Genomic DNA, 12,994 nt, shown 5'->3' with positions numbered 1-12,994 from the left:
TTTTTATAAAGTAAGGAGAATGGGAGATGGATATATACTTATTAATCGTCACGTTACTTGCAATTGCGATTGTTATTTTAGGGGTATCATGGTGGAAATGGCATGCATTTATTAGTTTAACAGTTGCGAGTTTGTTTTTAGCTATTATGTCTGGAGTGAACTTAACGAAAATAGTGGCTGCCTATGAAACTGGTGTTGGTAGTGTACTAGGTCATTTAGTTGGTATTTTGGCACTTGGAACTATACTCGGGAAAATGATGTCTGATTCAGGAGCAGGCATGCAAGTTGCAGATTTCTTTATTCGATTTTTCGGCGTAAAAAAATTACCTTGGGCTATGTTATTTGCAGGTTTTGTTATAGGGATTCCCGTCTTTTTTGAAGTAGGGATTGTTATTTTATTACCACTTGTAATTTCAATTCGAAAAACAACGAAGCAAAACATATTATTAATTGCTTTACCTGTTATTGCGGGATTATCTATCGTACATGGGCTAGTACCTCCGCATCCAGGTGCCATGACTGCAATCGGTATTTATAACGCGAACTTAGGAAAGGTACTTTTATATTCATTAATTATCGCGTTACCGACGGCTATTATAGCAGGCCCAATATTTGCAAAGTGGGTACATAAGAGGGTTATACCTGAAAATGAACCGGAGCTTGTTCGAGTTACGACAGTATCAACTGATTTGCCAAGTCGTAAAGTTTCATTCTTTATTATTTTATTACCAGTTGTATTGATGATTTTATCAGTAGTTGCACCATATATTTCATTACCGAAAAAATTAACTGAATTTTTCGTGTTTATAGGAAGTCCAGTAATCGCCTTACTTATTTCATGTTTCGCAGCATTTTATTTACTTGGTATCAAACAAGGTATTAATAAAAAGATGATTAAAAAATTAACAGATGAAAGTTTATTGCCTGTCGGTTCTATTATTTTAATAATTGGTGCAGGCGGTGGATTTAAACAAATATTAATTGAAAGCGGCGTTGGAACAGCTATTGCACAAATGGCAGAACATATTTCGTTATCACCAATCGTATTAGCTTTCATGGTAGCTGGTTTAATTCGAATTGCAACAGGTTCAGCTACAGTAGCATTAACGACAGCAGCAGGGATTGTTTCACCAGTTATTCAGCACATGTCTGGTGTGAATTTAGAGCTTCTCGTTATTGCAACCGGTGCAGGTTCATTAATGTTTTCTCACGTAAATGATGCAGGGTTCTGGCTTGTAAAAGAGTATTTAGGTTTGACGGTGAAGGAAACGTTTAAAACGTGGACGGTACTCGAGACATTGTTATCATTTATTGCATTCGGTTTTGCCCTTTTGTTGAATATGTTTCTTTAGGAGAGGAGGTCAGATTTAAACGAATAAACCCTACAGAGAAATTACATTTCCTCTGTAGGGTTTATTCGTTTTTTGTGCTTTCTATTACTTAATGGAACGGACATACTGATCTTCTCCATCGTCTTTGACAAAGACTCCTAGCTCATTCAAATCTTTGCGTAAATGCTTCTTTTTTTTCGAGTTTCCTTCTCGAAGGGCATTTCGTCTTTCATACAAAATAGTATTTATGCTTTTATTAAATCGCTCATCCTCTAATTTCCATAAGCTATACTCATGTTTATAAGGATCTTGTTCCACCCAGGAGAAGCCGTGCATTAAGAAAGTATCTTTAATTTTGCTTGGGTTAATGTCAGATGTTTCACGTAACCATTCTCGGTCTTCTTGATCAATGATAACCACTTGACGCTTATCTACAAAAACGGCTTTTACATTTGATCTGGTGATTTGTTTCTTTTGATCGTCCTTATTCACGTGAATGCTTTCCGAAGTAATGTTCATTTTTAAAGCTTCACTATAAATAATTAAAGAAAATAAAATTCCTGCAATAACACCAATTAGCATGAGGATAATAGGAAGCCAGAAGGGGTTAATAGAATGTAAAAGTTCTATAATTTTTGAATCAGAAAAGAGAGGAATCTTTTTTATAATCTCTATTAATTTAGGGGAAAAATATCCAATAACGCCTAAAAGGATGGGACTTGCTATAGCAAGTAATTTTTCTAAAAAACCTAATCCAATGACAGATGCCTTTTTCATGTGTAGTTCATCCTTTCTTATATATTTTTTTTAACCGGGCATGTTTTAAACAGTGAGTTTCTTCACCATTTTTATGAGCTCATCTGAGTAATTTTCTATGGATATAGATGAATTTGCCTTCAGCATTCTTTCTTCGATTGCTCCTAAAATAAATGAAGCTAATGTGTCGGTTTGGAAAGAATCGGAAAACACGCCATTTTGTTGACCAGTCTTCAAAATATCTAATAACATCGTTCTAAGAGCATCCTCCTCTTCGTCGTCTTCGATTCTGTAATAAGGAATGTTCTCTTCATTTCTTGCATTAAAGACAATCTCAATTAAGGCAATATTATTTTTGTAATGAGTTTCTTGATAAGCCAAATGTGCTTCAATAAAAGCCTCTAGTTTATTTATTTCAGATTGAGCTAATAGCACTCGATTACTAATAAATTCATGTTGCTTGGCAACTAAAAATTGTAATGTGCGATTCATAAGGTAAAGCTTATCATTAAAATGATAAGAAATAAGTCCGGTACTAATCTTAGCCTTTTTTGCCACCTTCGTTAAGCTTAAGTTGTTATATCCAACCTCTTCTAATGTATCAATACATGCAAGAATAATTTGTTCACGCCTAGCCTCTGCAATAAAAGAATCAGTCACGCTATTCAACTCCTGATTTATATAATTTGAATGTATAATCAAAAAATTAATTGATCGTTCAATTAAATATTAGTAAGAAATTATTAGTATGTCAAATGTTTTATACCTACATCTTGATAAGGCTCATTTTCTGAAACAAGCCCGTTTTTAGGTAAGCCAAGCTTCCTATTCGCCCTGAAAACATAATATAAATGGAATCCCCTCATTTAGAGCAAGGTGAACTTGTTATGAATGATACTAAAGGAGGAATAGGGTAATGAGCGAAAAGTGTGAACACAGACATGATGATTGTAACCGCAGACATGGTTGCGGAGGCGGTTTTGCGCTTCTAATCGTATTGTTTATTTTATTAATTATCATCGGTGCTAGCTGCTTCGGCGGAGGTTGTGGCTATGGTGGTTATGGCGGTTATGCTGGCGGCTACGGCGGATATTGCTGCTAATTATTAAAAACTATTGAAAATGGCCTTGTGCAATACGCACAAGGCCATTTTATTCATATTTTTATATGCTGTGATAATTTATTAATGTACAGAGAACGGATTAAGAAGAAGAAAATGATCTCGATAATCCCGAAAAAGGTGAGTACGATACATGTCTCTTTTAGTAATGAGAAAGAGAACATGCTTTGTAAAAACTTAACTGCAAATAACGTGTGAATACCAGCAACGATGTAAGGGACGAAAAATAAAATTCCTAATTGAATCGTTGCAGAACGAAACATTTCTGTTTCTGTTAAACCAAGCTTTGTAATCGTAATATACTTTTGTCTCTCAGTTGTTAAGTCATTATACATACGGAAATATAAAACACTAGCTGCTCCGATAAAGAAAATAAAGCCGAGAAATGCCCAAATAAAGAAAGTAGCAATTGAATTTCCTTTGCTGTATTTTAGGTCATCGGCCGCTGTATAAATATTAAATGGGGGTTGAAAATCAGTTTCCGCATTTTTGTGTGCCTCATAGAAGTTATCTGTATCATTTCTAATATGTTTTAATATATTTTTCGTAGGAGCAATCGCATTTTCCCAGTTTTCAACGAAGTAATTATACACTATGGTTGTTTCAATATGAGGAATCATATTATTGAATACATCATCTTGTACAACCATTAAATAAGGGAATGCGAAGGCTGGTTCAATTGATTTATTAATAAATCCTTTAATATGAAATTCTTTTTTATTAGATCCAATTGTAATTGTATTTTGTTTTGCGAATGGATTTGATACAAGATTTAAGAGCTCTGGTGAGTAACGAGAAATAATATAAACTTGTGTAGAATCAAGATGTATTTCTGGTCTCCTTAATTGTTTCGCAAGCGTGTTATAATCACTCATTTTCATAAGAGCAATGTCTTCTTTTAAAGCGGTATCTTTTAACAATGTAGACTTATGTTTGTTGTATTGAAAATTAGCATTTGTAAGCTCCGTTTCAATTTTAGCAATATGTTTTTGTTCAAGTGCATTTTCCCCTGTAGACGTATATGTGAAGGGGAAAGGACGGCGTTCTAATATCATTGCTTTCGTATTATTATTAGTAGCAAATAATCCGATAATAATCGTAAATGCAAGTGCAGATAGCATAGAAACGATAAAGAGTACATTAATATTACTACGAGTACGGTTAGCTAAATCTGAAATCCATAACATATTTATTTGCTTCATATAAAACTTTCTCCGCTTTTTCAAAATAAAGATAAAGAGAAGAAACGTTTGTGAAAAGAATAAATATGTTCCCACCACTACGAGCGGCAAAATAGATAAAATAATAAGGAGGGCAGAGCCGTTTTGTAAATTTTTTTCTGTTATATAACTTTGCGGATAACCAGCAATATAATAGCATAGTCCTAAACAAATTAAGGCAAATAGTGAAATGAGTATAGACGGTCTTTTTTCGTTTTTTTCCTTTTTATTATTTTTAATTAATCGAGTTGTTTTACGAGTACGAATGAACATCGGTGTAAACGTAGATACGATAAGAAATAAAATAATAAAAGTTATTGTTGTAACGATAATTGCTTCTGTAGGCCAATATAAATAGAGGCCTTTTGCGTTTGTTAATTTAGAAGTAACGAGTAAGAAAAAGTTAGAAAAAACAAGACCGCCTTGAATACCAGCAAAAATAGCAAGCATTCCAATGATCATATTTTCAGTAAACAAAAGACGTTTTAATTGTTTTTGAGATATACCGAGAACAGTTAAAACGCCAAATTGCTGTTTCCGTACATTTAAAAACGTCCCAATAGAATATAAGAGAAAGAAGAACGAGAACAAAACGATAACAAACTGTGCCATGCCGGTTAAGTTCATGAGCGGATCTTGTTCTTGTAATTTATTCATAATTTGTAAGCGCGGATGATACGCGTATACAGTAAATGAAAAGAAAACCATGATAGAAAACGCACTACTTACAAAGTAGGCGAAATATGCTTTTGAATTACGTGAGACATTTTTAAATGCGAATTGCCAAAACGTCATCCACGTCTTCCTCCTAATAAGGCTAGAACATCTAATATTTCTTGATAAAACTTCTCGCGATATAATCCGCGGTGCAGTTCATTGTAAAGCTCTCCATCTTTAATGAAAATAACACGGTTACAATAACTTGCTGCAAACGGATCGTGCGTAACCATTAAAATCGTTGCATCTTCTTCTTTGTTTAATTTCGTAAATAACTCCATTACATCAATAGCGGCTTTTGAATCCAGGTTCCCTGTCGGTTCATCGGCTAGTAAGAGAGAAGGGTGATGAATAACAGCACGTGCTACTGCAGTACGCTGTGCTTGTCCCCCGGAAACTTCAAAAATACGCTTGTCCAAAATATGATCAATTCCAAGCTTTTTTGAAATGTTATCAAGCTTTTCATCCATTTCTTTTAATGGAACATTATCTAATGTTAAAGGTAGTACGATATTTTCACCGATTGTTAGTGTATCTAGTAGGTTAAAGTTTTGGAAAACAAATCCTAACTCTTGGCGGCGGAAAATAGCTAACTTCTCTCTACGAAATGTGTGCGGTTTTTTTCCGTTAATCACGACATCACCAGAAGTCGGAGAATCGATTGTAGAGATAACGTTTAAAAATGTAGATTTCCCGCTACCAGATGGTCCCATAATGGCAACGAATTCACCTTTATCCACGTGTAAATTTATATTTTTTAAAGCAGTATGAGGGACTTTTCCCTCATATACTTTTGAGACGTTTTTTATGTGTAATACTTCTTCCATAGTAATCACCTTTCTACTTTTTAAAACTTAATGTGTTGTGATAATTTTTGCATATAAAAGGAACGAATTAAAAGGAAAAATAAAATTTCAACTGTTCCAAAAATCATAAGTACGACTGTAATTTCAGCGAAGAACGAGAGATGTAATATTTCTTGTAACATCTTTGTCGCAAACATCGTATGGATTGATGCCATAATGTAAGGCACGAAGAAAAGAATCGCAAGCTGAATTGTCGCTGAACGTTTCATTTCAGTCTCAGTTAAGCCAATTTTCGTAATCGTTATATATTTTTCTTGCTCATTTGTTAAATCTGTATACATTCGGAAGTAAAGAACACTACCAGCACCGATAAAGAAAATAACACCTAAGAAAGTACCAATTAAGAAGAATGAAGCGACATTTAGTTTTGTTTTGTATAGAGAATCGCTCGCTTCACTTGCATGGAAAGGCGGGTGCTCTGCTTGAATTGCTGCATTATCGTTATCGATTTTTGTGATAAACGATGAACCGATATTATGTGCTTTTTCCCAATCCGTAACTTTGAAGTTATATACACTCATTTGTTTGGAAACGGTGGATAAGGCTTCTACATTTTCATCAGATAGTATGAGTAATTTGTATATTAAGCTATTTGGGAATGGGCTATAACTTTTATATTCTTTCACTTGTAGTTGTAAATTGTTTTGAGTAAGTGTAAGAGTATTTTTCTGTTCTTTATTATGAAGCGTTCCAATAACTTGATCATCTAAGTCTTTCATAAGAATATAAGATTCATTCTTATTTACTGTGAGCGTTTCCCAATTTAAAGCCTTAGCAAGTACATTATAGTCACTTTGTTTAATTGCGTAATAGAGCTGTGTGTTATCTTCAGCTGAAGATACTTCATATATATCCGTTTTAAATTTCGTATAAGTAAAATGCTCTTCATTAAATTTCTGCTCTAACCAGTTTAAATGTTCATCAGCTAACGTATTTTCAGTATGCGATAAATACGTAAACGGGAAAGGGTTTTGTCTAATCGCATCAAACTTTGTAAACTTCCCGAATCCATATAAGAATGTAATCATTGTAAAAGCGAGCGTCGATAGCATCGCTACAATAAAGAGCATATTAATATTCGTCCGAATACGTGATGCTAGATCAGAAATCCAAAGCATATTAATTCGTTTCATATAAAACGTTCTTCGCGTTTTTAAAATACGAATAAGTAAAAAACTAATTTGTGAAAAGAAAAAGTATGTTCCAGCTGCAATAAGGGATGGGATGACAAATATACTAGAGACGGCATATAAAAGCCCAATGATGTCACCTAGCGACATAAAATACAACGGATTTGCGGCTAACGCATATCCACATATTAAACACGTCGCACCAAATAGGGAGATGAGCACGGATGCTTTTCTTTCTTTTTGTTGTGTTCCTTCTTTCAAAAGACGTACGGCTTTTCTCGTACGAATGAGCATCGGTGTAAAAGATGATACGAGAATGAAGAGCCCAAGAAAGATGATGATAGTTAAAACGATAGCACTTGTAGGCCCATATAAATATAAACCAGGTACGTGTGTAATTTTGGCGGTAACTAACAAAAAGAACTGTGAAAAGACAACTCCAAGTTGAATGCCAAAAAATATAGAAAGAACACCAATTAACATATTTTCTATAAATATGAGTCGTTTTAATTGTTTTTGAGATATGCCAAGTACTGTTAAAATCCCGAACTGTTTTTTTCGTACTTTTAAAAACGTCCCGATTGAATACAGTAAAAAGAAAAATGAAAAGAACACAATGACAACCTCTGAAATTGTCATTAATATGTTCAGATAATAATTAACGTCTGTCATATGCAATTTCGGATGAAATAAATAAACTGCAAATGAGAAAAAGATTGCAATGGAGAACGCACTGCTTACAAAATAGGCGAAATAAGCTCTGGCGTTCCGCGTCACGTTTTTAAATGCAAACTGCCAAAATGTCATTCACCTAAACCTCCTAATAGGGTGAAGATGAAAAGAGTATGAGAGATATTCTTTTCATCAAGTTTGTTTTAAATATTTTGTCCACTCGTGTAATGTGATAATTTTTGCATATAAAGTGAACGAATGAATAAGAAAAATACGATTTCAACGAATCCAAAAATAATAAGAACGGCTGAAACTTCTTTGAACAGAGATAAACCAATTACATCTTGTAGCATTTTTGTTGCGAACATTGTATGAATGGATGCCATAATGTACGGAATGAAAAATAAAATACTAAGTTGAATGGTTGCAGATCGTTTCATCTCTGTATATGTTACACCGATTTTAGAAATCGTTATATATTTCTCTTGTTCGTTCGTCAAATCCGTATACATTCTAAAGTAAAGAACGCTACCAGCTCCAATGAAGAAAATAACTCCTAAAAATGTCCCAATTAGGAAAAATGCAGCACTGCCTGATGTTATTTTGTATAACGATCCTGCTGATTCAAAGGAACGAATAAGAGGTCCTTCATACTGGGATTTATTTCGATCTTTTTGCACTTTTTCTATAAAATTATCAGCAATTTCATATGTCTGTTCCCAGTTTTGAATTTTGTAATTGTATGCTGATATATGTTTTACGGTGTTAGGTAAGTTATTTACGATAATATCAGGCAACACTATCGTTTGATATGAAAAGTCAGATGGGATTGCGTTTACATGCTCATAACCTTTTACTCGTAATTTCGTATTTGTACTAGAGAGTGTAATGTAATCTCTTTTGTAGCTTTGCTCAAATTCGTTGAATATGGTGATATAAGATGTCCCTGTTAGCACATATGCTTCGTTATCATCCATAAATAGTTGTTTCATTCGTAAAGAATCTGCAAGTTTGTTATAGTCACTTTGCTTAATTGCGTATACGTCATTATAAATAGCTATATCTTTATCTTCTTTTAGTGGTGTTTCATATATATCAGCTTTTATTTTTTGATAAGGGAAATGCTCTTTTTGTAATTGTTGCTCAAGCCAATTTAAATGTTCTGTAACAAAAGGGTTCGCATCATAAGAAAAATAAGAAATTGGAAAAGGAGAAGTTCTATTCACCTCTAGCTTAATAAATTTCCCGAATCCATATAGAAACGTAATCATTGTGAAAGCAATTGTAGATAGCATCGCTACAATAAACAGCATATTAATATTCGTTCGAATACGGCTTGCTAAATCCGAAATCCAAAGCATATTAATCCGTTTCATATAAAACTTCCTTCTTTTCTTTAAAATATAAATAAGTAAGAAACTAATTTGTGAAAAGAAGAAATATGTTCCAATTGTAACAAGCGTTGGGATAATGAAAATACTTGAAACCATATATATAACACCGATTTGCGGGCTTACTGATACGAAATATTTAGGATTTCCAGCTAACGCATAACCACCAAATAAACAAATCGCACCAAATAATGAAACAAGTATGGATGGTTTTCTTTCTTTTTGTTTTCCACCATTTGTTTTTAAAAGGTGTACTGCTTTTTTTGTACGAATAAGCATTGGTGTGAATGCAGATACAATGATAAAAAGACTAAGGAAAACAATGGTTGTTAAAATAAACGCGTTAGTAGGCCCGTATAAATATATTCCTGGAACATGGGTAAGTTTGGCTGTTACTAATAAGAAAAATTGAGAAAAAACAACTCCAAACTGCATGCCGAAAAAGATAGATAAAATCCCGATTAACATATTCTCCATAAAAACAAGACGATGTAATTGTTTTCTCGATATTCCTAAAATGGTCAAAACACCAAATTGTTTTTTTCTAACTTTTAAAAAAGTACCAATGGAATATAGTAAAAAGAAGAAAGAGAAAAATACAATTACTACTTCTGAAAATATCATTAATCCTGAAATTTCAGAGGTCATGTCAAAGTTTTGTAATTTCGGATGGAATAAGTAAACAGCAAACGAAAAGAACACAGCAATGGAAAAGGAGCTACTTACAAAGTAAGCAAAATAAGCTCTTGAGTTGCGCGTGACGTTTTTAAATGCAAATTGCCAAAATGTCATAGATTATACCTCCGGCTAGAAGATATAGAAGTAGTTGTATTGCAAAAAATGTATGAGAGTGAGTTCTCATACATTTTGCTTGCATATGTTACGATCATACTTCGGTCACCTTCTCCGTATGTTCTGCTTGATTATTTGCAGCATTGTGGAAGATGATTTTAATGGTCGTTCCTTTACCAACTTCAGAATCTAGTTTGACAGAGTGACCTAAATAATCACAAATTTTACTTACAATATAAAGTCCCATACCAGTAGATTCTCCGAAGGCGCGACCGTTTTTCCCAGTGTAAAACGGTTCAAATACTCTTCGAATATCTTCTTGTGGAATACCAACACCTTCATCACGAACTTCTAAAATAATATCTTTTCCGTTTCGGTAAGCAGATAAGAAAACTTTCTTTCCGCGCTCACCGGAGTAACGAACAGCGTTTGTCATTAATTGATAGATGATAAATTTTAGCCATTTCGCATCAGAAGCAACTTTTAAATCAGAATGGACTTCTAAAACAGGGAAGACACCATTACGAATGAATAGTTCTTTTAATCCATTAATATTTTTTGTTACCGTATCTTTTAATGAAATCGTCTCGACATGGAAATCTTCATGGAAGTTATTTAACCTAGCCATGTATAAAGCCATATCAAGCCCTTGGTTTAGACGCTCTAATTCTTTTTTAAACTTTGGAATTAAATGCTCGTCTTCCATTTCTAGCACCATAAGCTGCATAACAGAAACAGGTGTCTTCATTTGATGTACCCAATGGTTAATGAATAGTTGATGTTCTTGTTGTTTTACTTCATACGATTGTAGTTCTTTTTGGAAGAGGCGGTACTGCGTACGCACGAGTTCATTGACACCGTGAGGCATCGGAGCAGTCGCTCTTTCAATAAACGCATCTTCCATTTTTTCTGGTTGCTCACTTAATCTATGGTACATTCTACGATTGCGAACGTAACGGTAAGCGAGGAAACAAATAAATAAATATAAACTTAAAACGACGAAGTAAAATTTATTGTTTTGAAATCCATCTACTGCATCATAAAGAACGAAAATGATACCGAAGTTTAAAACGTACAGTAGGAAAAATGCAAAATGATCACGTAAAAATAGCTTCATGCTTATTCACTCCAAGTTGCGTTAAAGCGATATCCAAGTCCACGTACTGTTTCAATAGAGTTCTCAATGCCAAGCTCATTAAACTTTTTACGAAGACGTGTAATGTTTACGTTTAATGTATTTTCCTCAACGAAGCTTTCGTCATCCCAAAGCGCAGCTAATAAATCTTCACGGCTCGCTGTACGAGGAAATTTAGATAATAACATTTCTGCTAAAATTGCCTCTTTCTTCGTTAAAAGAACTTGTTCAGATCCGAAGTGAATTTCTGGACGTTCAGGGAATAGTTTTAATCCTTCTACTTCAACGATACGTTCCGAAATATTTGGTGCATAATCACCGTAAATACGGCGTAATTGTCCTTTGATTTTCGCCATTACAACGTCGTAGTGGAATGGTTTTGTAATGTAATCATCCGCACCGCTTTCAATTGCCATAATTTGTTCCATCTCACCAGCACGCGCTGAAATGAAAATAATTGGACAAGTAGATTCATGACGAATTTGACGGCACCAGTAGAAACCATCGAATTTCGGTAAGTTTACATCAAGTAAAACAAGATGGGGTTTCACTGCGTTAAACGATTCCATAATATCATCGAAATTCTCCGCTACCACAGCCTCATAACCGTACTTCTGAATGTGAGATTGCAGTAATGATGAAATATTTGGATCGTCTTCAACGATTAAAATTTTATACATATGTATATTCCTCCTCAAAAAAAACAATTGTAGCTATAGTGTATCATGTGTTTCAAGTCTTTTCATTATGTTGAAAGATAAGCTAGTAAACAGTATAGGTTAAAAGTGAGAAAAGTAAAAAGGGCGCTGGATGAAATTGACAAATAACGGTAATCGGTTTAATATTTAGATAAATATCTAAATGTCTAATTATCGAAAGGAAGAAAGACATTGAATCAAGCATTCAAAGCATTAGCAGATCCAACAAGGCGAAAAATTTTAGACTTATTAAAAGAAGGCGATCTAACCGCTGGTGAGATTGCTGAACATTTCAATATGACAAAACCAAGTATTTCACACCACTTAAATGCACTTAAAAATGCTGAACTTATTCAAGATGAAAAGAAAGGGCAATTCGTTATGTACTCTTTAAACACAACGGTCTTTCAAGATTTATTGACTTGGGTGTTTACATTTACGAATAAGGGGGAAGAGGGGAAATGAAAAAGCATCTTTTTGCAATCTTATTAATTGTTATAACTTGTTTAGCTTGGGCGTTTGCTTGGCCACATTTACCGGATACAATTGCAACGCATTGGAGCGGCGGTAAAGTAGATGGATATTCTTCTAAATCGTATGGAATGCTTTCTATGGTTGGAATTATGATTGTTTTATATATTTTTCTAAACGTGTTACCAAAGATTGATCCAAAGAAAGCGAACTACGAGAAGTTTTCTAAAGCTTTTATGATGATGAATAACGGGATACTACTGCTACTATTTGTAGGGAATATAGATATTATTACAAGTGGATTAGGATACAATTTATTCATTAATCGCGTGCCGGAATTATTAGTTGGTGTTTTATTTTTAGTAATGGGTAATTATTTACCACAGTGTAAGCCAAACTTTTTTGTTGGGATGCGTAATCCATGGACGTTAAGTAATGAAGAAGTATGGCGGAAAACACATCGGTTTAGCGGAAAAGTATTTGTGGCGTTAGGAATTATTATGATTATAAGTGTTTTCGCTCCGGCTGATTGGAGAACTTATATGATGCTTGGGATTATAGTAGTTGCTGTCATTATAACGAATTTATATTCTTACGTTTTGTATAAAAAAGAAATACAAATGTGAGCTATATTAGTCAAATTTTATATTTATAGTTTCTATGTGTTAAGAGATTTTAATACTCAGTGGGAATAA

The 12,994-nt window shown here is 33.8% G+C and carries 12 protein-coding genes; 4 read left to right on the top strand and 8 right to left on the bottom strand.

Features of this window, described 5'->3' with window-relative positions; translation table 11 throughout:
* Nucleotides 1-26 precede the first annotated feature (26 nt).
* Nucleotides 27-1,352 carry a gluconate permease GntP gene (gene gntP, locus NST90_RS22975; RefSeq protein ID WP_046393051.1) on the top strand — a complete coding sequence of 442 codons (1,326 nt, stop codon included), beginning with the start codon at nt 27-29 and terminating at the stop codon, nt 1,350-1,352.
* A gap of 84 nt (nt 1,353-1,436) precedes the next feature.
* Here the strand turns inward: gntP and NST90_RS22970 are convergent, their stop codons facing one another.
* Both NST90_RS22970 and NST90_RS22965 read right to left on the bottom strand, forming a co-directional pair.
* Nucleotides 1,437-2,108 carry a hypothetical protein gene (locus tag NST90_RS22970; RefSeq protein ID WP_044307052.1) on the bottom strand — a complete coding sequence of 224 codons (672 nt, stop codon included), beginning with the start codon at nt 2,106-2,108 and terminating at the stop codon, nt 1,437-1,439.
* Between the two features lie 45 nt (nt 2,109-2,153).
* Entirely contained in the window at nt 2,154-2,747 is a 594-nt protein-coding gene (locus NST90_RS22965) for a TetR/AcrR family transcriptional regulator (RefSeq protein ID WP_044307053.1), read from the bottom strand.
* 256 nt (nt 2,748-3,003) lie between these two features.
* On the opposite strand from NST90_RS22965, the gene NST90_RS22960 reads away from it, so the two are divergent.
* Nucleotides 3,004-3,189: a YjcZ family sporulation protein gene (locus NST90_RS22960; RefSeq protein WP_001290389.1), complete on the top strand. Its 186-nt coding sequence runs from the start codon at nt 3,004-3,006 to the stop codon at nt 3,187-3,189.
* Between the two features lie 53 nt (nt 3,190-3,242).
* Here NST90_RS22960 and NST90_RS22955 read toward each other — a convergent pair whose 3' ends face one another.
* The 6 genes from NST90_RS22955 to NST90_RS22930 form a co-directional block, all read right to left on the bottom strand.
* The gene (locus NST90_RS22955; RefSeq protein WP_000144923.1) at nt 3,243-5,222 is read right to left on the bottom strand and encodes an ABC transporter permease; all 1,980 of its coding nucleotides are present in this window, start codon (nt 5,220-5,222) and stop codon (nt 3,243-3,245) included.
* A complete protein-coding gene (locus tag NST90_RS22950) occupies nt 5,219-5,971 on the bottom strand; it encodes an ABC transporter ATP-binding protein (protein WP_000393250.1) in 753 nt (250 codons plus the stop codon). The genes NST90_RS22955 and NST90_RS22950 overlap by 4 nt, the downstream gene beginning before the upstream one ends.
* Before the next feature lie 20 nt (nt 5,972-5,991).
* Nucleotides 5,992-7,947: an ABC transporter permease gene (locus NST90_RS22945; protein ID WP_044307054.1), complete on the bottom strand. Its 1,956-nt coding sequence runs from the start codon at nt 7,945-7,947 to the stop codon at nt 5,992-5,994.
* Nucleotides 7,948-8,015: 68 nt separating this feature from the next.
* Entirely contained in the window at nt 8,016-9,995 is a 1,980-nt protein-coding gene (locus tag NST90_RS22940) for an ABC transporter permease (RefSeq protein WP_046393050.1), read from the bottom strand.
* 94 nt (nt 9,996-10,089) lie between these two features.
* Nucleotides 10,090-11,112, bottom strand: coding sequence for a sensor histidine kinase (locus NST90_RS22935; RefSeq protein WP_000765342.1), 1,023 nt, complete (start codon nt 11,110-11,112; stop codon nt 10,090-10,092).
* A 2-nt stretch (nt 11,113-11,114) separates the two neighbouring features.
* Nucleotides 11,115-11,810, bottom strand: coding sequence for a response regulator transcription factor (locus tag NST90_RS22930; protein ID WP_000276738.1), 696 nt, complete (start codon nt 11,808-11,810; stop codon nt 11,115-11,117).
* A 210-nt stretch (nt 11,811-12,020) separates the two neighbouring features.
* On the opposite strand from NST90_RS22930, the gene NST90_RS22925 reads away from it, so the two are divergent.
* Nucleotides 12,021-12,293: an autorepressor SdpR family transcription factor gene (locus tag NST90_RS22925; protein ID WP_001070523.1), complete on the top strand. Its 273-nt coding sequence runs from the start codon at nt 12,021-12,023 to the stop codon at nt 12,291-12,293.
* Nucleotides 12,290-12,925 carry an SdpI family protein gene (locus NST90_RS22920; protein WP_046393049.1) on the top strand — a complete coding sequence of 212 codons (636 nt, stop codon included), beginning with the start codon at nt 12,290-12,292 and terminating at the stop codon, nt 12,923-12,925. The genes NST90_RS22925 and NST90_RS22920 overlap by 4 nt, the downstream gene beginning before the upstream one ends.
* The last annotated feature ends 69 nt before the right edge of the window (nt 12,926-12,994 follow it).

It is taken from the genome of Bacillus sp. FSL E2-8900 (assembly GCF_037966225.1).
Taxonomy (GTDB): Bacteria; Bacillota; Bacilli; order Bacillales; family Bacillaceae_G; genus Bacillus_A; species Bacillus_A cereus.
This window is presented reverse-complemented; position numbering and strand designations above follow the sequence as displayed.

What these genes read in the sequence shown, in the direction of transcription:
- NST90_RS22920 (WP_046393049.1), top strand. Translation starts at nt 12,290, where the DNA reads ATGAAAAAGCATCTTTTTGCAATCTTATTAATTGTTATAACTTGTTTA.
- NST90_RS22955 (WP_000144923.1), bottom strand. Translation starts at nt 5,222, where the DNA reads ATGACGTTTTGGCAATTCGCATTTAAAAATGTCTCACGTAATTCAAAA.
- NST90_RS22970 (WP_044307052.1), bottom strand. Translation starts at nt 2,108, where the DNA reads ATGAAAAAGGCATCTGTCATTGGATTAGGTTTTTTAGAAAAATTACTT.
- NST90_RS22940 (WP_046393050.1), bottom strand. Translation starts at nt 9,995, where the DNA reads ATGACATTTTGGCAATTTGCATTTAAAAACGTCACGCGCAACTCAAGA.
- NST90_RS22935 (WP_000765342.1), bottom strand. Translation starts at nt 11,112, where the DNA reads ATGAAGCTATTTTTACGTGATCATTTTGCATTTTTCCTACTGTACGTT.
- NST90_RS22950 (WP_000393250.1), bottom strand. Translation starts at nt 5,971, where the DNA reads ATGGAAGAAGTATTACACATAAAAAACGTCTCAAAAGTATATGAGGGA.
- gntP (WP_046393051.1), top strand. Translation starts at nt 27, where the DNA reads ATGGATATATACTTATTAATCGTCACGTTACTTGCAATTGCGATTGTT.
- NST90_RS22945 (WP_044307054.1), bottom strand. Translation starts at nt 7,947, where the DNA reads ATGACATTTTGGCAGTTTGCATTTAAAAACGTGACGCGGAACGCCAGA.
- NST90_RS22930 (WP_000276738.1), bottom strand. Translation starts at nt 11,810, where the DNA reads ATGTATAAAATTTTAATCGTTGAAGACGATCCAAATATTTCATCATTA.
- NST90_RS22960 (WP_001290389.1), top strand. Translation starts at nt 3,004, where the DNA reads ATGAGCGAAAAGTGTGAACACAGACATGATGATTGTAACCGCAGACAT.